Raw genomic sequence first — 18,152 nt, 5'->3', positions numbered from 1 at the left:
AAAAAGCTGTTAATAAAAATGATAATCGTAGTAGGGGTGGGGAAAGAGGCGAGCGTCGCTCGCCATTTGTATCCATGTCAACAACTGATGTGAAACGTTTCAAAATTCCGGTTGCTCACCTTGTACGTAGTTGTGGTTTTGACATTCATATTTTCAGGTGCAATATCTGAGTTAAGCACAATGGACGAACAATCAATCGCCGTAAAGGTTTGGAGTTTCGCACCTGGAACTAGTCGAAACACCAGGAAGTAAATAACTAGTGTAAATTATTTTAGTAATAATACTGTGGGTTTTTGAATTAATTAGTTATTAAATTTATACAACAAATACAGAGATTACCGGGTCTTTAATTATGGAAAATAATGAAATGAAATCCCCAGGTATTGGTGAATTTTACGTTTTCCCAATAAAAATAGTAGCGGAAAGTGCGAAAACAACAGGTATTGGCGGAAGTGTACCTGATGAAATTATTAACGCCGCAGATAAAGTTGGAGAGTTTATAAGTGACAACCCCGTAACCAACACAATAAAGGATGGAGTCGATATTTATGTTGAGGGAGTATCTTCGGTAGCAAATTTTGTGGATGATATCACACCATCTTTCATTAAGAAAATATTTTAGTATTTGATTCCAACTTTTGCTTATTACCGCGTGCGAGTAGCATTGGAACCAAAATGTACGCTAACGACTAATTCCTGTGATAACGATAAAATTTCTACCTTCTTCAATGCCTCATTCTCACCGAGAATTTAGGCTTTGAGCGTATTTTTCCTGTGATAATAATCTTTATTACAGGAATAGACAGATTTGAGGGCGACGGCTCAAACTCAATTACAGTCAGCATCTTGGGCTTAACGTACATTCCTGTTCCTTTGCTACCAGAACCCCGTATAAGGGTTTCAGGCTTTTGGTGTCTGCTGTGTCTGGAGTTGATGTCTGCCAAAAAGTTCTGTCTGGTTGTCTGTCTACTTCTGTCCCTTGTTCCATAAGGATTCTGTCTAATTCTGTCCACTCTGTCCGTCTGTCCAATTTTCAGTGATTTCGATAGTCGAGGCATCTAGCCAGACGGCCAGACTGTTTTCTACCAATTCATTAAACAGTCGCTTCAATTCCTCAGAACTGAACCGTTGACCTTTAACTTTAAAGTTGGGCTGTATCTCCTGTATGACTGCCGATGTTCTTCCTGTGCGCTGGAGGAATTGCAGCAATGATTGGGCAAATGGTGTTAGTGATTGGGTTGGACTAGAGTCAGATGAAGGCTTATCTAAATTAAATTCCAGTTGCCAGATGCGCTCGGCTGTTTCGGTGTCGCTTGAAAGTTTTGGCTCTACCTTTTTGGTATTGCTTTGAGCGTCGCTTGTTACAGATTCATCAAGCCGAAAATCAATTCGCTTGTGGTCAAGTTTAGGCAGTTCAATATCAATCCATTGCCCATGCCCAGGTAGCTTAATCCTACCTCTCCCACTGGCTTTTGCCTCTGTGGTGATTGGGTCAATAGTTGCGATTAGTTCTACTTCTAACAGTGCCGCATCCCGAAGTTTTGATAATCCTTTGGCTTTAGCTAAGATTTCCATTGTGCGGTCGTGAGCTACGAACAAAGGAATCATTAATTGTTTACGAGATTCAGTCATGGCACAGCGAAACCATTTACCAATAAAATCAGGGTCAGGCTTCCACTTATCTTCATCACAATTCTGTGGCATTGGCTCAACTATGTTATCTGTCCATGTCGTAAATTCTTCACAGATAACTGATAGCATCTTGCCGCTATTTCTTAACCGTTCTGTCCACTGTTCTTCAGTCAGCCCGCTCTTGCGGTAATCTTCATAGCGCTGGCGCATTTCATCCATGTACCATTGCATGAAGTCGGCTATTTCTTTGTAGCCGGTAATCAGCCGCACACCTCGCCACTCGACCTGTGTGCCGTGCGGGTCAAGCGCTACGATGTTCCACCCAGCTTGTACTTTCTTCCAAATAATCTCTCTGGTAGTCCATGATTTACCTGCACCCATGCCACCAAATATTAAAGTGGGGTAGCCGATGGTGTTGTTAATCCAGCGATATTTGTCACTGTTTGCAATCGCTCCTGGCTCAGATCCAGTAACCTTGTCGTTGGGGTCAATCGTCCCTTGTAAAGTCTGGCTACCTTGCAGATAGGGCGTTTTCATCTCACGCAATTGCTTAATGTAATCTGCTTTCTGTTGCTCGGTCATCCCAGCCGTTTGCGCCTCAAAGATAGCCTCGGATGCCTCCATTTGCGTGACTTCAATCTCAGTGTGGGCGTAAATCTCGGCTTTTTGAATATCCACAGTGCGATCATTGGCGATTAGATCCAAGTCAGCTTGTAGTTGAACTTCTGCGATCGCAACATCTCGGTAACTATCTAACAACTCCGAACGTGCAGCCATCTCTGCTTTTGCCGCATCCCGTTTTTGGGCAATGTCTTCAAATACGGCTCTCTGCTTCTCCTCATACTGGCAATGGCGGAGCATCCACCCCGCAAGCGCAAACCCCAGGAATCCACCAAACGATTAAACTAAGCGAAACTCTCACGAGTCCCGCTCGTCTTCAGAACCGGACGTGAGACTTTCACCTCATCCGGCTCCTCAATGACTTGGCTCTTGCTATGAGTACCTCTACTACCATCGTTGGCAGTTTTACTGTCATGGCAGTGACGATGCAATGCTTGGAGGTTGCCGTATTTATCCTTTCCGCCAAGGGATTTGGGGATGATATGGTCAACTTCGATTAAATCGTCTTCCCTAAAGTACAATCCGCAGTGAGCGCACTTACCCTTTTGTTCTTTCAAAAGTTTTGCAACTCTCGTAGTCACTAGGGGGTGTTCTCCTCTTCTAGAACTCCAATATTTCAGGTTTCCATCAAATGGCGATGCTGTCCCCTTAACTTTGATATGTCTAACAATTGGCTTGCTAGCATGGCTGATTAAGGTTTCGGCTACAAGACCATCTCTAGTTACTGAGAATACCCAATTATTCCCGCCTACGGTATGCCAATACTTATTGGCTACCCATGACCCAGATTTACCTGGGTGGCGGCGATTTACCCATCTGGAAAGCTTTTGATACACTAGATTGTCAAGCTTCGAGAATGTTTCTTTGCTTACAACTGTCGAATAGTAGTTGACCCATCCCCTAATGACGGGGTTAAGTTTTGCTATTAGTGCAGCTTGTGGGGCTGATTTGTGAGCGTCGATAATTTCTGCGATTGCGTCGTAGTGTTTCTTAATCGCTTTCTTACTGGGTTTGATGAATGTCTTAAATCCTAGCTTTTTACCGTTGGATGACTTCCCTGAGTGGTTGTCATTTACCTCATACTGCCTGACGTTGAATCCGAGAAAATCAAACCCGGAGTCTTTATAGTCTTCTGATTCTTTTTCTGGGATTATCGGGTTTAGTAGAGTGTGACCAATTCTGGTCTTGCTAGGACTTAATTCTAGACCCATTTTTGCTAACCACTTTGTGACCAAATCTCTCATTTCGATGATTTGAGATTTTTTGTTGGCGAGGATTACAAAATCGTCGGCATATCTTATTAGGGATATTGACTTTTGATTTGGTGTCTTGTCACCCTTAAGGCTACGTGCGTAATCTGTGGTTACTTGCTCTAACCCATGTAGGGCTATATTAGCTAGTAGGGGAGAGATTACACCACCTTGGGGTGTACCCTCGTTAGTCAGGGAGAATTGCCCGTCATCTATTACACCGGATTCTAACCATGCTTTGATAAGTCTCCGCATTGTTGGAAATGTATTGATTTTGTTAAGCAATTCTTTGTGGTTGATTTTATCGAAGCATTTACTTATATCAGCATCTAGAACGTATTTGCTCTTTTGTTTGATGGCGATAAATATTGCTCCAATTGCATCGTGGGCGCTGCGTCCTGGTCGGAAACCGTAGCTATTTGGTTCAAACTTTGCTTCCCATTCTGGCTCTAAGGCTAGTTTGGCAAGGGCTTGAGTTGCCCTGTCTATCATTGTAGGTATCCCAAGTGGGCGCTTATCTCCGTTTGATTTGGGAATCCAAACTCGGCGGGTTGCACTAACTTTTTTGTTAATGTTTAAGCTGAGAACCAATTCAAGTCTAGCCTTGGGTGTGAGGGATTTAATACCGTCAACGCCTGCGGTTTTCTTGCCTTGGTTATCCTGGGTTACTTTGCGGACAGATATAGCCTTGGCTGACCAAGACCTCATCAGTGTTTTTTGGAGTCGCCGGACTACTTTAGTATCTCCACGTTGAGAGGCTTGGAAAATTCTCTTTTGAAGCTTATAAACGGTCTTTTCTAGCTTGCGCCAGTTTATCCCGTTCCATTCCACCATCTGATTGCTCAGTGTTTTAGACATTTTTACTTACTACTTAAGGTTTTCCTTCCAAATCATCGTGAGTACGTCAGCCTATCTTGACCATTACAGCCAAGCGTTCGCTTCTTACTCAATCTCGCTAATCAAGGCATCCGGTTAGCACCTACTCAGGTATTCGACCACCTGAGAGCGTTTGATTAGTTACTTCGTTCCGATTAATAATCCTGATATCTTTAGAGCGACACTCTTCACCGGGTTTCTTGGGGGTGCTTATTGGTCAATTTGGGAGTTGCCAATCCCTTATCCTTTGCCTTTTGGCGCAGCGTATCAGCCTGATTGCGCTGCATAAGCCTCACGATGATTCAAACGTATCTTTCTTTCGTACTCATGGATATCTTGCTCGACTCCTTACCAGGTTTAGGCTCCCAGTAAGAGCGCCTTTCATTCCCGCTTTACGGATTGAGGACTAGTCGCTACCGTAGGGAAAGGGCTTTCACCTCAGCACTTGAGGGGTAGGATTTACACCTACATTATTAATCAGTTGTCTAGGCTTGAACCTAGCAGTCAATCCCCTAGACCCATACAGGTACTAGTTTCTGACTAACGAATCGCACCCCGAAACGGTTTGTATGGGTTAGTCGCTTTGACTAAGCCGTTAACCCCCATAGCTGGGTTACGCACTACTTGGCGCGGCATTCCTTCTAACTGCCATTGCTCCCAATAAAAAGGAGTCATGCGAAAAGGACGGTTATCTTTGTCCTGACACACCAATGTTTTCAAAGGGGTTTTAATGCAGAAGTAGATCCGATCGCTGCTCGTTCCTTGCCATGCCATCGCCGCCGATCCAATACCCACAGTCAAACTAAGCCCAATTGCAACAGCTTTCTTGTCCATTGTTAGGCCACCAAACCACAACATTAAACCCGACTGTTGTGACTCGGATAACTGTTTATGTTTCTCGCTTAAATAATTCATTTCCCTCTCCTACCACCAAATAGAAAAAACATTAATATTACTAGAAATATGCCCACTCCTGCACCATCCATCCAACTTGAAGATTCAGCAGTTTTTGGCTTATAAACCGACTCAATAGAAGTCTTAACTGTACTAGTAGAAGTTCTCGATTCATTCCATTCACTAATCGGTTCGGAAAGCGCACACAATAACGCCAGTGATGCACTGCAACCAGTCATTAAATTAGTAACGAAATTATTGAACCCTTCACCTGTTGCAGTGGCAGTAAAATACAGGTGTGCAGTACCTACAGCTAGGAACATTCCAACGGGGTGAACTTGCAACAGATGAAAAGTAAAAATCACTGCACTGTTTAAACAACTACCAGCGACAATCTCACAAGCATTACCAGCACGTCTAAATGTTCTACCTCTGTTATTTTCTGGCAGTGGTGGTAACTGTTCGGGTTGTTGATGCTGCTTAGTTGATTGTGGTGTTTGTGCCAGCCCTTCATGCAAAAAAGGGCTGACGCTATGAGGATCTTCATTTCGTTTCCTTACTAGCATCAGCCTGTGTCCTTTTAACTAATAGTTATCTATCGCCCAACTTCTGCCACAAATTACCCAACATTGCACCCCAACCGCGAACTGTTCCTGTTGCAGAAACACTTGATGCTGGTGCATGATTTTGGGATTGAAACGGTATAACTTCCTGGGGTGTTTGGTTCGGTTCTAAAGCCCTGGAGCCATACCGCGCACGGGCTAAAAGTTGTTGACGTTTCTCTCTTAATCCTGTTGTGATTGCTTGCCTTTCGGCTTGCACAACTTGTCTATTTTCTATCCCACTTATCTTGTTTTCATGTCTCCACAATTCGGCTTGTAAATCGTGGTGCAATTGTGCTGCCACTTCTGCAAGTCCGTGCTTACGTTTTTGGTCAATTCGCAGAAGGTCTGCTCTATCTTGGGCATCTATCTTACTCAACTCTGAATCAAATTCCGAGTTGAGTTTGCGAATTTTGGCGATAGCACCCGCTACATGAGAGCCGTATTGTTTACGAAGTTCAGTCCAAGTTACCTGACCTTTTGTTAACTTCTCCATCGCCTCAAAGACCACCTTGGCATTGTCCAAAAATGGTTCTAATCGGTCACTCAACTCTTGGGCATTATTGGCGTAATCTGCGAACTTTTCGAGCTTATTTATATCAGAAAGATAGCCCAAAATATCAGACTCAAATCCTCCCCAAGATTGCGCTTTCTCATCAATGTGAGAACTATGACCAACTACCGGATTACGTATTGCAAAATCCATTGCTGAACCTCCTAATAAGGGATGTAGTCATAGTCGATATTGCTGGATGATTGAGGCAACTTATCCCAATACCCCATGTCATCAAATCGGCTATAAATTCTCGTCGCCAGTTGCCTTACGGGGTCGTCAAAATCTTCAGAAATTAAATCAAATCGGTTAGAGCCAAACGCCAATATATTTGCAATATCCGGGTCAATCCCATTACCCAAGAATTGACCAAATGCAGCAGAGTATGGATGGTCATCAATGGTTGAATGAGTTGCTAAGAATTCGGTTCCAGTGAAGGGTGGGTAATCTTCACTCTCGAATATTGGTGTAGAAAGTGCCTCAATATCCGCCTCAATCATTACTGCCCATTCTTCAGGATTTTCCGCTTTGAATTGCTCTAATCTAAGGGCGCGGTCAGTTAGCGGTGATTTGCCCCAATCGTGGGGATTTTTATAGTCTAGTGACATTTGTTAGAATCCCAAATGTGTGTACAAACGATGCACAGATGGGCGATTGCACTTACTTTGGTCGGTCGATGCAATCGCTTCATCATCAGTTTTCACAAAACTCAACAAGTTCAAAAACCTCCCTTTGCACTTGGTTTTGGCTTAGTTCAAAGCGTCTAGCTTTCGAGTCATTGAAAATGAAAGGGGCATTGACTCGACAATTAGACCGATGGCTGTAGCGCAGTTGTTGACCACGGAATTGGTACAGATGATTACGCTGTAAGGCTGTCGTTGAAAGCATAAGTTTGTCCCTCGACTTGGGAATATAACTCGATATTTAGGATGGCTTCGTGAATCTCGAAGAGTGCCTGAATTGCGTCACCGAGGCGGAGGTCATTTGACGTAGTGAATCGCTCTGATGCTTCCAGTCTCATGTACTCTGGTGTTGCCCTCAACATCCTCAAACTCTCTTCGTACCCTTTGAGCATTGCTAAAATTTGCTCTACAGTCAAAATTTGCTGCATATATATAAGCTCCAAAGAAACTAGGAATTGTGATGCAAGCTATTAAAAGAAGTGGGCGGATTTTGAAAGCAAGCCACTGATAATCAGACTCTAATTTGTCCCTATTATTGTTTGTTTTGGTTGACATACATTACTAAGCCCACAGTAAATAACCCAACTCCTAAAGGCGATATAACTGCTGCTACACCACCAATTAGGGAAAGGGTAGCCACACCGGAATAGAAACAAACTTCAGTTAGTAAGTGCATTTTTCTTTCCTTTGAAATGAAGTGCAAGAGAAATAGAAATCTGGCATCGGATAATGCCATCCTTGAAGCAATATCTAGGGATTTGCTGCTAGGTTCAGAATCTCTTGCAATGACTTTTGAGCAGTGCGCTGTTTCTGGGTTATTCCGCGTTGGGACAAAAAATCTTTGACGTTCACTCCTTTGATGGAATGAGCAGCAGTCACAAATTCGGCTGCAAACTGGTCTAAATAGCTTTCTAAGCCATCTCTGACAGTGTTGGAATGAATTTCTACAAAGTTGTCTACGACTGCTTGACCACTCAAATAAGCCAGAGTCGAAGCTATTTTCTCAATGGTCAGCACGTAATTACCAGCAAATTCTTGAAGGGCATTGACAGTACCATCAATAATCTGTTGCTGTTGTTCTATTGGTAAAGGACTCTCGCCATTCGGTGCGATCGCGGTTACTTCCCCCGTGTTTTGTTCAAGAGCCTTCTGCTTGAATGTGTTGGCTAGGGTTTCAAATTCTGCCAAAGTTATTTCCTTGAGGGTATCAAAATCATCGGGGTAAGCTTCAGTAAGGCTGAATCTGACAATCTCTTCAGCGACTCCCAAACGTTCGGCAGATTCTTTAATAGAAATCATCTCTGGCTTATTGGTTTTAGTGGAATTAGGACTCATGCAGCTGTACCTCTTTGAATTACTTGGGCGAACTGTGCTTGAAACTTGGCTTGACTGAATTCCTGGGGATACTTTTTGATGTAGTTCTTTACCCGTTCGACAGAACGCAGATTAGCCATCACTCGTCCAATGCGGGATAGAACCCAGCTTTGGTACGGGGATAACGGACAAGAGCGATCCGTACTGCCATCAGTTTTTACTGGGTAGGCTTGCCGATAGCCATCTATGCGGTAAAGAGCTATGCCGTCCCAACTGACCAAAGTTGAACGAGCAACGTTAAGAATTCTTGCGAGTTCAGATTTCGTAACATAACTTGAACAAAACAAACCAGGGGAATCTAAATCAAGTCCCCGTGAGGGATTTGATGTTTTCATACTTCATTTATTGATTAATGGTCAAACAGTAATTGATAGTCAATAACAAATGCTGACAAGTAATCAACAGGTATTGACAACTAACGGTAGCTTTGGAGTGTCCACACGCTAAAAGGATTGATTTATAAGGTTTTTCCTTACTCGGCAGACACGAATTGGTTAACGGCTGTTGTTGTTTCTCTGTCTTGTCTGTTATCATAACGTACATCGCGCAATCGCGCAATACGTGGTAGACGAAGATGCCGGAGGTGATGCGAGAATACTAGATATCGCGCAAAGAGAGAAAATGCCTAAGAAAATTCCAGAGGGAATGACTGAGCTAAGTGTCTATGTGGACAAGGATGTGAAACTGAAATTTAAAGTGGCCTGTACTAAGCAAGGTAAGCCTATGGGTGAAATAGTAAACACATTACTCAAGGATTGGCTTAAGACAAATGAGTAAAGACGCGATCGCAAAGGGGAAACTAACCTATCACTTAAGCTATGGCCAAACTAGTAAGATTTGATGGATTTATTAATTGGTATCTATATACGGATTTCTGGCTTTTTACTGACTGTTAGCCAAATGACAATATGTGCCTAGTGTTACTCAATGATATGCTGACTACCAAACAACTTCTTAACCCCGACAAACTCAATGACTTCTATTTATGGTCTTTAATCGCTGGAATTTGAGCCAATAAATGCCAAAAAGCCTGCGAGGTGCAAACTCACAGACTTTTACTCAAATTGTTCATTTGAATTTGGTACGTACATTGTGGCTTCGGTGTTAGTAGCACCTACCACACGTCCACCCCGCTAGAAAAGACAGAGTGTAAAACCCCCACTGGAGAAGAATCGAGTGGAGCCTTTCCTTAATTATAAATGTCTATTATTTATTTCCAACAGATTCCTAAGAAAAAAGTAACAGGCATGAAGGCTTTACCCAAACTACTTGACTCTTTTCCCTCTACCGCACAAGTTACGCCAACTGTTCTGTAGATAGAAGTTAACATTCAGTCTTTTCTTGGCGAGGGCACTGTAACCCCTGCCAGGAGAAGAAAATTGAAAAATCTATCAAGTGTTCTACCATCTGCTCAAAATCTACTGCCAGTAGAAAGCTTAAGTGAGTTTGCCAGCCGAATTGAGCGAGAATTTATTACCGGCTCTGCGATCGCAATTTCTCTGTACACTGATAACATCCGCATCGTCTCCGACATAGAAATTAGTGCTGGGGGGGATGTCTCAACCCCAATCCACGATGCACTGAACTGGAAATATACCAGATTTGGGCATCAAGCCAAACCCACACTCCACGCCGCAATATTTATTAACGAAGACGGTAGCCCCTGGCAAGGCAAACTAAGTAGACCCAGGACTGATGCTCAAAAAGACAAAGAGCAGAAATACGAAACCCCAATTGGCAACGGTTCACGGGCTTATCTCCCCACCGTCAACCGAGAAAATAGACGCTCAATAGCCAACCGCTACGGCGTAGAAGTCCCCCCTCCTGGCGAAAGTTTTTGGGACTGGCTAGAACTCCACCCAGAAATCCCAATCATCATTACAGAAGGCGGTAAAAAATCCTTATGCCTGTTGTCACAGGGGTATGTAGCCATTGCCCTTTACGGAATTAACGGCGGCTACCGCAGCAAGGATTTATTAGGCAACCAAGTCTTGCCCTATCTAATCCCAGATATAGCACGATTTGCTGTTAAGGGGAGAAAATTTACCCTCGCCTTTGACCAAGACACCAATACTCTAACCCAGAGACGGGTTAACGCTGCGACTTTCCGCTTTAGCCGATTATTGACTGCCGCCGGTTCAATAGTTGATATCGCCATCTGGGACGGTCAAAAAGGACTGTGTAAAGGCGTTGATGACCTGATAGTAAACGCTGGAGTGGCTGCGTGGTCAAACGCCTTAAACCAAGCCCTTTCAGTAGCACATTGGCAGTTGTGGCAACGTTTAGAAAATCGGTTAACTTACGAACCCTCATTAAAAGTGACCACAGCCGACTTATCCACCGAAGATATCAAAGACTTACCTGAGTCAGGAATTATTGGCATCAACTCAGGCAAAGGCACAGGTAAAACTAAGTTTATGGCCAAAACAACAGCGCATTCTCCGAAATTATTAGCACCGAGTCACAGAATAGCGCTCGTACAGAATTTATGTGCCAGGGCAGATTTAGATTACCGAGGCGACTTAGATAAAGTCAACGGCAATTTTATCAAAGGAGCAGCTTACAGCTTCCGAATTGGTTTCTGTGTTGATTCGCTGCTAGCCATCGACCCGAAAAAATTTGCTGGCTGTGACTTAATCATTGATGAAATTGTCCAAGTAGTTCGTCACTTATTAACTTCTAGTACTTGTGATAAAGACGGCAAACGTCCCGCATTACTAGCGAGATTTGCAGAATTAATTAGAGTCGCTCGGAGAATAATTGTTGCTGATGCTGATTTAAACAACCCAACCCTAAATTACATCTGGGAACTCCGAGAAAACCCAGATCCAATCTACTTAATTTACAACGACTATCAACCCAAACCCTACCACATAACATTTATTCAAGCCAAAGATAAATCAGCTGTAATCAACGAGTTAATCCAAAATGCACAAAACATCTTGCCAGGTAAGGCGCTATATGTCACCACAGATAGCAAAGCCACCAGCAAGACAACAGCGCGACTCCTACAAAAAGAAATTCCTGGTATTAGAATCCTGCTGGTTAACTCAGAAACCAGTGGCAATCCTGATGAAAAAAGGTTTCTAAAAAATCCTGACGCTGTGATTGCCGAAGGATTGTATGACGTAATTATTTGCTCTCCCACAGTCGCCACCGGAGTCAGCATAGAAATTCCAGATTTCATCGAGAAAGTCTATGGAATTTTCACCGGCGCATCATCCACCGACGCTGATATGTCCCAATCCTTAATTCGCGTGCGAGACAACGTAGACCGCATAGTTTGGTGTGCCAAACGTGGGACAAATTACTGTAAAGTTTCTCGCTCCAGTAATTATCTAGAAATTAAAGCCCAATTACAACAGAGAACAGATGCCACTGTTAGTTTAGTCCGCTCCAACCTCAGACCAGATATTGTTGAAGGTATTGCTAATTTCGATTGGCAATCAAACCCTCATGTTAATTTGTATGCCCGAATTAGTGCCGAGCAGAATTATTCGATGATGAATCTTTCTGATGCACTGCTAATTCGACTAAGACATGAAGGGCATCAGATTACAATTGATAATCGAGAATCGGATAAAGCAGTCAAACTGTTATTAAAGTCAGCCAAAGACGAAATCAAACAAGTTGAAGCCAAAGACATAGTAGCCGCCGCAGATTTAACTTACCCAGAAATTGCCCTCTTGGAATCCCTTGAAGCAGTTTCACCACAAGATGCACTAGCAATTAGAAAATATTATCTGAAAGATTTCTACTGTGTAGACAAGCTAACTCTAGAACATGTACTTTGGGACAAAGAAGGCCGACGACGTGGGGAACTGCTCAACTTAGAAGCGCAACTTTATCCCGAATTAGGAGTTGACAGAACAGCCAAATCATTAGAGAAACAAGCTAATTGGAATCAAGCTGTTTGCCCGTGGGATATTTCTGGTACAGCACTGCGGCGCTCTATGCGAGAAGCATTTGGATTAAATGACTTTTTAGATCCAAATAAAGAATGGACTAAGGCTGACCTCAAACCCTACGCCGACAAGATTCGTCTCTATGCCCCAGAAATATTACACCATCTCAACCGCACCATCAGCGACAAAATGAGTGATGTTCAGGTTGTGCATCAGATGTTATCGCAGTTGGGAATCAAAGCGGCTTTTCGCTGGTCGAGGTTTGAGCCGGGGTTTGAGAGGCAAAAAATTAAAGTCTACCGACTGGAAGCTGAAACTTGGTCTAACCTGATGTCCATATTAGCTAAACGTGCCGAACGACGTGAAAGGCTGAACAATCTTGGAGAGTCTGATGGATCAGCTATGTCTTTTAATACTCAAAATCATCTAGGAGATCCAAATCAACATCATGCCAAATCACTTGCAGAGAAACTAATTGGACATTTTGTGACAGTTCAGGGAGATGATAACCAGTTCTTGGTACAGAGTTTGGCATTAAACCTCTTGCTCCGATGCAGGAACTTGTCCAACAATGCTGTCGTTTTGTTGCCCATCTCTGTGATGACACCAGTGGATAGGGCATGAAATTGACAAAAGTAATATCGTTTTAACCTGTCATGAATCAGGTCTGGCTGCCTTATCATTGCTATAAGTCAATACAGTTTAGTTAGGGCTAAAACTCTTTGCCAAAGTCAATTTTTTTAACGAACCGCAAAGGACGCAAAGAGAAGAAAGAAATGCTTAACTGAACCGTATTGTGCTATAAGTATTTGGTCAAAAGCTTTGATGAGGACGGTTCTGAAAAATATGGTGGATGGGTTAAGTGATGTTTGGGTAAGAGTTGGGGAGTACCAAGCAAGTCATCAATTATTAAGGCTGTTTTATGTGTAATAAACCTATTGTAGAACTGGTAAAGGGCGCTTTTCTATCCTGGCTATGGGAAATACTAGGCATTTCTTCATGTTCACCACATTGGTTACAGTTTTCTATTGTTAGTGTATATTACATAATTCTTTACGCTTTTGCAGCTATTGGAGCAGTTATACCCTACTTTTTTGACACAAATAAAAGTAAGGAAGATGGCGTATTAATTAAACGATTACAAAAACTATATCCCAATAAAACAGAACCATTTTATGCTTTGGTTGAACTGATGATAACTGTGTTTATTGGAGGCTTCGTAGGAATAATTTTAATTCAACCTACTACACCTCAACAAGCTTTTGCTTCTGGTTTAGGCTGGTTCGCAACAATAACAAGTTCTTTCGGTAGTAAAAATGAGGAAAAATGACTAATACTCTTGGACTTGTATTGACGCTCATAACAGTTATTATCCTTTTTATTTGGCTTTATTTACTTTCTCGAATTATTCTTGATCTAAAGACAGTGGACGACAAGAAAAGTGCAACTTTATTGAAAAGAAGAATTAGATATTTTTGGAGCATGACTATTCTGGTAATAGTAGTATTTTTCTTTCTTTGGTTTTTTGCTACTCGCTACTCTCTAACTTTTGATAAAAATGAAGGGATTATATTATTTAAAGTTGCACCTAATGCAGATTTCAGTGACCAAAATTTATCCAATGAAGATTTCAGATTTGCTATTTTGACATCTGCAAATTTTCAGAATGCAAAGCTTATTAACAGTAAGTTTAAAAAGGCTAACCTAAGTGGATCTCACCTTGAAGGGGCTATTCTTAAAGGAGCTAATTTTGAAGAGGCTAACCTGAGTGGATCTCACCTTGAAGGGGCTATTCTTAAAGGAGCTAATTTTGAAAAGGCTAACCTGAGTGGATCTCATCTTGAACGGGCTGTTTTTGAAGGGGCTGTTTTTGAAGGAGCTAATCTTCAAGGAGTTAATCTTCAAGGAGTTAATCTTCAAGGAGTTAATCTTCAAGGAGCTAACCTTCAAGGAGCTAATCTTCAAGGAGCTAATCTTCAAGGAATTAATCTTCAAGGAGCTAATCTTCAAGGAATTAATCTTCAAAGAGCTAATTTTCAAGGAGTTAATTTTCAAGGAGTTAATCTTCAAGGAATTAATCTTCAAGGAGCTAATCTTCAAGGAAGTTCACTCACGACAGAAAACTTAAATTTGACATCAACTCTATGTAATACGATTTTACCTAACGGAGAGACTTCTTATCGCAATTGTCCTAACTTAAAATATACTGTTGGTGTATATGGACTATTAAATACGACTAACGCCGAAAAATTCATTCAGGTGCAAAATTTTCTCAGAGAACAAGGATATAGTGTTAGAGGAACTTTATTGGAAGAGCGTCCTGTTTGGTTGTCTTACAACTCGAAAGTTTTTTACTATAGTTCTAAGTCAAAAGGCATAGCAAACGAAATTAAACAGAAGGTATCAGCTATTGTCCATCAAAATATAGAATCTCAACAAAATGATCCGGACTCTTCAGTTGGAGTTCCTCGCGGGCAAGAAGAATTTTTCATTTATGTACACATCATTTAATTTATTTTAATTTCAGACGTACTTTTATAGCTAATTGTACTGAAACTACACGGATAACTATTCAAGAGCCAATGTTGGCAAGATGTTTGCGCTTCAGCATCGGTATAGCTCATCTATGGCAAGAGATTTTGGTTATTAAGTCGATGTATCCGTTCTAGCAGACGGGGTTGCTTGATTATTGTGCTGTTGATTGACAAGAGAAAGATTTTTTCTCTTACCACTATGCTGCACCCAATCAACCCAAATTGAACCCTCCCCTTGTTCGCTCGACTGCGGCGCTCGAAACTTTGTCCGCTCACCAGCACCCAACTGCTAAAAAATTTATTCAGATTCAAAGTCGAGAAGAACAGCATCGGCCTGAAACATTTCGTCTCTAGCTTTTAAACCAATATCTCGACGGATATTGTCTAGAATTTCTAGACCTGTGCGTTGGCTGTTGGGGTAGGGAGTCCAGATGGCGTTGACTGTAATTTGAGTACCGACTAAGAATGTGTTGACTGCGCCGATAAAATACTCACCATCGTCATAATCTAAGCGAACAAGGTAAACACGAGTTTTGCCAGCATAGTGAGCATTTTTAATGTCAAAGGCGGTTTGATAATCGGGATGTGATTCAGTCAAGTAGGTGATTTTAGGTTTGTTGGGATGATTAAATCCTTCGGATTTACCCAAATTGGGGTCTGGCTTTTTAAATCCTTTGGATTTACCCCAATTGGGGTCTGACTTCTTGCGCCTTTTAGCTTCTCCCATATTGATTCCTATTATGTGGCTAACTTGACCCGATCAAAGACTAAAACTAGGATGCCATTGTTTCTATGTTGTTGCTGCCTGGGCTGCAAGTAGTTGTTTCTTGCTCTTACTCTTCCTATTGTTTACAGGTGTTTCTTCAGTTTCGCTGCTGTCAACAACTGCTTGCTGATTTTCAGTAGTCTTATTCTCTGATGTACTACTGTCACTGTTTGATGATGCTTGATGACGGCGACGGCTGCTTTTCTTCAACTCACCGATTAAATATTTAATTCTGCTACCGCTCAAATTGATGCCCAGATCCTTCAGCATCTCTGAAACTTCATCATAACTGTAGCCATACTTATCAGAGGTCAGTTTTTCAATATATCTCCTCATCTGACGAACTGCGTCTCTGTCCGATACATCCTCTCGCTCTTTCGGCTTCTGTTCTTTCAGCAGATTGATGGCCTTATCAATCTTCTGTTTCGTAATTATTTCTGAATTCTGATGTTCACTCATGGTTATCTCGTGAATCCCGATTAACTGATAATTATCGGCTATTTGAAATAATTTGATTCAAAATCCTAAAAAAAATTGACTATTGCGGCTACGCCGAATTACCTCTTCGCATCACGGCTACGCCTTATATTTTTAGTGTGGTAGCTTCGCTGGTCTTCTTATTCAAGCTAATGCTAAAAAATCTGACTATTACAGCTACGCTGAATCAGAGAATTTTACTTAAAACAGCTACGCTGAATTATTTTTTAGTATTGCGGCTACGCCGGACTATTATATTGTGTGGCAGCTTCGCTGAATCAGAGAATTTTAATATAGCAAGCTACACCGTTTTTATCTCCTCTATGGTGGCTACGCCGAACCAGAATTTATCTCCTGCTTGATTATCTCAAATTCCGGCTACGCCGTTGCTATCCTCCTCTGTAGGTTGTAGGATATTCAGCAGCACGGCTACGCCGAAAGTACTCTCGCCCTCAGCCTCCTGCTGTTCCCTCCGTATATACGTAGCACTTGATACCTCGCCCACCACCATATTTGGGCTAGAAGCCAGCCATGCCTTAAAGCTAACGCTTTACCTCGCTGCGCTCGGACGGCGGCTGGTTCAAGGGGGCGCACCCCCTTAAAAAACCCCGCGCTCATTTTGCCCCCAAATCCTTGATTATGGCTAATCGCAAGCAGTCAAAAGCAGTCGTTAGAAAACATCTCTTTTCACTTAGATTGAGTGATATTGAGTTGGATTTACTGCGAATAAAATCAATTGACGCGGGAATGTCAGCAAGTGAACTAATGAGACGTAATGGATTGTTGCGACCACTGCCCAAACGACTGAGTAAAATTAGCGTACAAACATATTGGGAATTAGGACAAATCGGCAACAACTTAAACCAACTCGTTAAAGCCACAAACATAGCGATAAAAATGGGGCGTACTCCACCAGCCAACCCAGAACTTTTACAAGAAATTTTAGAAGTTCTGCATCAGTGCAGACGAGACATTGCCTCGGATGATGTTGATGATGAAGATTCGGAAGAGGAAGACGAAGAGGATGATTGGGAAGCAGACTAAGGGGAGAGGTTTTCGCAAGTTGTTGGATTATTTAGAATCACGCGAAGATGACAAACTAATCGGCGGCAACATGAGCGGGAGAAATGCCCGTGAATTGGCGCGAGAGTTTAAGCTGTCGAGACAACTGAATTCAGATGCAGACCGAGTTGTTTACCATGTCTCACTGTCAGCAGCTAAGGGTGACAATTTAGATGATGAAAGGTGGCGCGAAGTTGGCGATCGCTACATGAAAGAGATGGGTTTTGATGCCAATCAGTTTGTCATCTTTCGCCACCATAATACCGATGATGACCATATCCACATTGCCGCCAGCCGCATCAGGATGGATACAGGGCTAGTAGTGCATGATTCCTGGGATTATGTACGCTCTGAGAAAGTGCTGCGACAAATTGAAATTGACTATGATTTGGTGCAAGTTCAGGGCAGTAGAGAGAAGCTTCAACGCACACCCAGCACTGGACAAATCAGGCGCATAAGGCGAGAGCAGGAAGAATATGAACTAGGTAAACTTGAGCGGCCACCAGGACGCACTATTAAAGAGGAACTTCAGCAAACAATTGATAGGGCATCTGTTGATTCTCCCCAAATGCCAACGCTGATCATGCGATTACAGTTAGCTGGTGTCAGCGTGAGAACAGGATTCACTAGGAATGGTAAGTCTAAAGGAATTTCTTATGAAAAAGATGGGCAGGCTTTCAGTGGTACACAATTAGGTGCAGCTTACACATGGCCAGGTTTGCAAAAACATCTTGGCGTTGACTACCGACCAGAACGTGATGATGAACCTATCCATGAATTGCTGCTCAAACCTGCTAAACCACTTCCAGTTGAGCAGTTAGAAAAACTCTTTCAAGAAATTGAACACAAACAACAGCCTCAGTTCACTCCACCACCAGAGGATAAAGTTGTTTGGCAAGTATTACACAAGTACTTAAGCGAGA

19 protein-coding genes are annotated in these 18,152 nt (G+C 42.4%); 7 read left to right on the top strand and 12 right to left on the bottom strand.

Annotated features, from left to right (window positions below; all coding sequences use genetic code 11):
- Positions 1 to 352 precede the first annotated feature (352 nt).
- Positions 353 to 622 (top strand): hypothetical protein, encoded by a 270-nt coding sequence (locus RM368_RS29505; protein WP_322697348.1) that lies wholly within the window; start codon positions 353 to 355, stop codon positions 620 to 622.
- A gap of 377 nt (positions 623 to 999) precedes the next feature.
- Here RM368_RS29505 and RM368_RS29500 read toward each other — a convergent pair whose 3' ends face one another.
- The 10 genes from RM368_RS29500 to RM368_RS29455 form a co-directional block, all read right to left on the bottom strand.
- A complete protein-coding gene (locus RM368_RS29500) occupies positions 1,000 to 2,493 on the bottom strand; it encodes a hypothetical protein (RefSeq protein ID WP_322697347.1) in 1,494 nt (497 codons plus the stop codon).
- Positions 2,494 to 2,537: 44 nt separating this feature from the next.
- Positions 2,538 to 4,361, bottom strand: coding sequence for a group II intron reverse transcriptase/maturase (gene ltrA / locus RM368_RS29495; RefSeq protein ID WP_322697346.1), 1,824 nt, complete (start codon positions 4,359 to 4,361; stop codon positions 2,538 to 2,540).
- Between the two features lie 558 nt (positions 4,362 to 4,919).
- Positions 4,920 to 5,294 carry a hypothetical protein gene (locus RM368_RS29490; protein WP_322697345.1) on the bottom strand — a complete coding sequence of 125 codons (375 nt, stop codon included), beginning with the start codon at positions 5,292 to 5,294 and terminating at the stop codon, positions 4,920 to 4,922.
- On the bottom strand, positions 5,291 to 5,839 hold the full coding sequence (locus RM368_RS29485) for a hypothetical protein (RefSeq protein WP_322697344.1): 549 nt from the start codon (positions 5,837 to 5,839) through the stop codon (positions 5,291 to 5,293). The genes RM368_RS29490 and RM368_RS29485 overlap by 4 nt, the downstream gene beginning before the upstream one ends.
- 25 nt (positions 5,840 to 5,864) lie before the next feature.
- Entirely contained in the window at positions 5,865 to 6,581 is a 717-nt protein-coding gene (locus tag RM368_RS29480; protein WP_322697343.1) for a hypothetical protein, read from the bottom strand.
- 11 nt (positions 6,582 to 6,592) lie between these two features.
- On the bottom strand, positions 6,593 to 7,036 hold the full coding sequence (locus tag RM368_RS29475) for a hypothetical protein (RefSeq protein ID WP_322697342.1): 444 nt from the start codon (positions 7,034 to 7,036) through the stop codon (positions 6,593 to 6,595).
- 251 nt (positions 7,037 to 7,287) lie between these two features.
- Positions 7,288 to 7,539, bottom strand: a complete 252-nt coding sequence (locus RM368_RS29470) for a hypothetical protein (RefSeq protein WP_322697341.1) — start codon at positions 7,537 to 7,539, stop codon at positions 7,288 to 7,290.
- A 104-nt stretch (positions 7,540 to 7,643) separates the two neighbouring features.
- Positions 7,644 to 7,787 carry a hypothetical protein gene (locus RM368_RS29465; protein ID WP_181374386.1) on the bottom strand — a complete coding sequence of 48 codons (144 nt, stop codon included), beginning with the start codon at positions 7,785 to 7,787 and terminating at the stop codon, positions 7,644 to 7,646.
- Positions 7,788 to 7,861: 74 nt separating this feature from the next.
- A complete protein-coding gene (locus RM368_RS29460; RefSeq protein WP_322697340.1) occupies positions 7,862 to 8,446 on the bottom strand; it encodes a hypothetical protein in 585 nt (194 codons plus the stop codon).
- Complete coding sequence (locus RM368_RS29455) at positions 8,443 to 8,820, bottom strand: hypothetical protein (RefSeq protein WP_322697339.1); 378 nt, start codon at positions 8,818 to 8,820, stop codon at positions 8,443 to 8,445. The genes RM368_RS29460 and RM368_RS29455 overlap by 4 nt, the downstream gene beginning before the upstream one ends.
- Positions 8,821 to 9,046: 226 nt before the next feature.
- On the opposite strand from RM368_RS29455, the gene RM368_RS29450 reads away from it, so the two are divergent.
- The 4 genes from RM368_RS29450 (at position 9,047) to RM368_RS29435 (ending at position 14,901) form a co-directional block, all read left to right on the top strand.
- Positions 9,047 to 9,262: a plasmid partition protein ParG gene (locus RM368_RS29450; protein WP_322697338.1), complete on the top strand. Its 216-nt coding sequence runs from the start codon at positions 9,047 to 9,049 to the stop codon at positions 9,260 to 9,262.
- A 602-nt stretch (positions 9,263 to 9,864) separates the two neighbouring features.
- Positions 9,865 to 13,014 carry a plasmid replication protein, CyRepA1 family gene (locus tag RM368_RS29445; RefSeq protein ID WP_322697337.1) on the top strand — a complete coding sequence of 1,050 codons (3,150 nt, stop codon included), beginning with the start codon at positions 9,865 to 9,867 and terminating at the stop codon, positions 13,012 to 13,014.
- 298 nt (positions 13,015 to 13,312) lie between these two features.
- On the top strand, positions 13,313 to 13,720 hold the full coding sequence (locus RM368_RS29440; protein ID WP_322697336.1) for a hypothetical protein: 408 nt from the start codon (positions 13,313 to 13,315) through the stop codon (positions 13,718 to 13,720).
- Positions 13,717 to 14,901 (top strand): pentapeptide repeat-containing protein, encoded by a 1,185-nt coding sequence (locus RM368_RS29435; protein ID WP_322697335.1) that lies wholly within the window; start codon positions 13,717 to 13,719, stop codon positions 14,899 to 14,901. Before RM368_RS29440 ends, RM368_RS29435 begins: the two co-directional genes overlap by 4 nt.
- A gap of 321 nt (positions 14,902 to 15,222) precedes the next feature.
- Here the strand turns inward: RM368_RS29435 and RM368_RS29430 are convergent, their stop codons facing one another.
- Both RM368_RS29430 and RM368_RS29425 read right to left on the bottom strand, forming a co-directional pair.
- Positions 15,223 to 15,651, bottom strand: a complete 429-nt coding sequence (locus RM368_RS29430; RefSeq protein WP_322697334.1) for a hypothetical protein — start codon at positions 15,649 to 15,651, stop codon at positions 15,223 to 15,225.
- 63 nt (positions 15,652 to 15,714) lie between these two features.
- Positions 15,715 to 16,149 carry a hypothetical protein gene (locus RM368_RS29425; RefSeq protein ID WP_322697333.1) on the bottom strand — a complete coding sequence of 145 codons (435 nt, stop codon included), beginning with the start codon at positions 16,147 to 16,149 and terminating at the stop codon, positions 15,715 to 15,717.
- Positions 16,150 to 16,806: 657 nt separating this feature from the next.
- Here RM368_RS29425 and RM368_RS29420 point away from each other — a divergent pair.
- Together RM368_RS29420 and RM368_RS29415 are read left to right on the top strand one after the other, a co-directional pair.
- Positions 16,807 to 17,211, top strand: a complete 405-nt coding sequence (locus RM368_RS29420) for a plasmid mobilization protein (RefSeq protein ID WP_322697332.1) — start codon at positions 16,807 to 16,809, stop codon at positions 17,209 to 17,211.
- A partial coding sequence (locus RM368_RS29415) for a relaxase/mobilization nuclease domain-containing protein (protein ID WP_322697331.1) occupies positions 17,192 to 18,152 on the top strand: 961 nt, incomplete at its 3' end. The genes RM368_RS29420 and RM368_RS29415, both read left to right, overlap by 20 nt.

Origin of the sequence: Nostoc sp. DedSLP03, from assembly GCF_034530815.1 — a bacterium.
GTDB lineage: Bacteria > Cyanobacteriota > Cyanobacteriia > Cyanobacteriales > Nostocaceae > Nostoc.
This window is presented reverse-complemented; position numbering and strand designations above follow the sequence as displayed.

Coding starts and splice junctions, on each gene's coding strand:
- RM368_RS29430 (WP_322697334.1), bottom strand. CDS start 15,651: ATGGGAGAAGCTAAAAGGCGCAAGAAGTCAGACCCCAATTGGGGTAAA.
- RM368_RS29435 (WP_322697335.1), top strand. CDS start 13,717: ATGACTAATACTCTTGGACTTGTATTGACGCTCATAACAGTTATTATC.
- RM368_RS29505 (WP_322697348.1), top strand. CDS start 353: ATGGAAAATAATGAAATGAAATCCCCAGGTATTGGTGAATTTTACGTT.
- RM368_RS29420 (WP_322697332.1), top strand. CDS start 16,807: ATGGCTAATCGCAAGCAGTCAAAAGCAGTCGTTAGAAAACATCTCTTT.
- RM368_RS29425 (WP_322697333.1), bottom strand. CDS start 16,149: ATGAGTGAACATCAGAATTCAGAAATAATTACGAAACAGAAGATTGAT.
- RM368_RS29480 (WP_322697343.1), bottom strand. CDS start 6,581: ATGGATTTTGCAATACGTAATCCGGTAGTTGGTCATAGTTCTCACATT.
- RM368_RS29440 (WP_322697336.1), top strand. CDS start 13,313: ATGTGTAATAAACCTATTGTAGAACTGGTAAAGGGCGCTTTTCTATCC.
- RM368_RS29455 (WP_322697339.1), bottom strand. CDS start 8,820: ATGAAAACATCAAATCCCTCACGGGGACTTGATTTAGATTCCCCTGGT.
- RM368_RS29490 (WP_322697345.1), bottom strand. CDS start 5,294: ATGAATTATTTAAGCGAGAAACATAAACAGTTATCCGAGTCACAACAG.
- RM368_RS29485 (WP_322697344.1), bottom strand. CDS start 5,839: ATGCTAGTAAGGAAACGAAATGAAGATCCTCATAGCGTCAGCCCTTTT.
- RM368_RS29460 (WP_322697340.1), bottom strand. CDS start 8,446: ATGAGTCCTAATTCCACTAAAACCAATAAGCCAGAGATGATTTCTATT.
- ltrA (WP_322697346.1), bottom strand. CDS start 4,361: ATGTCTAAAACACTGAGCAATCAGATGGTGGAATGGAACGGGATAAAC.
- RM368_RS29500 (WP_322697347.1), bottom strand. CDS start 2,493: ATGCTCCGCCATTGCCAGTATGAGGAGAAGCAGAGAGCCGTATTTGAA.
- RM368_RS29470 (WP_322697341.1), bottom strand. CDS start 7,539: ATGCAGCAAATTTTGACTGTAGAGCAAATTTTAGCAATGCTCAAAGGG.
- RM368_RS29465 (WP_181374386.1), bottom strand. CDS start 7,787: ATGCACTTACTAACTGAAGTTTGTTTCTATTCCGGTGTGGCTACCCTT.
- RM368_RS29475 (WP_322697342.1), bottom strand. CDS start 7,036: ATGTCACTAGACTATAAAAATCCCCACGATTGGGGCAAATCACCGCTA.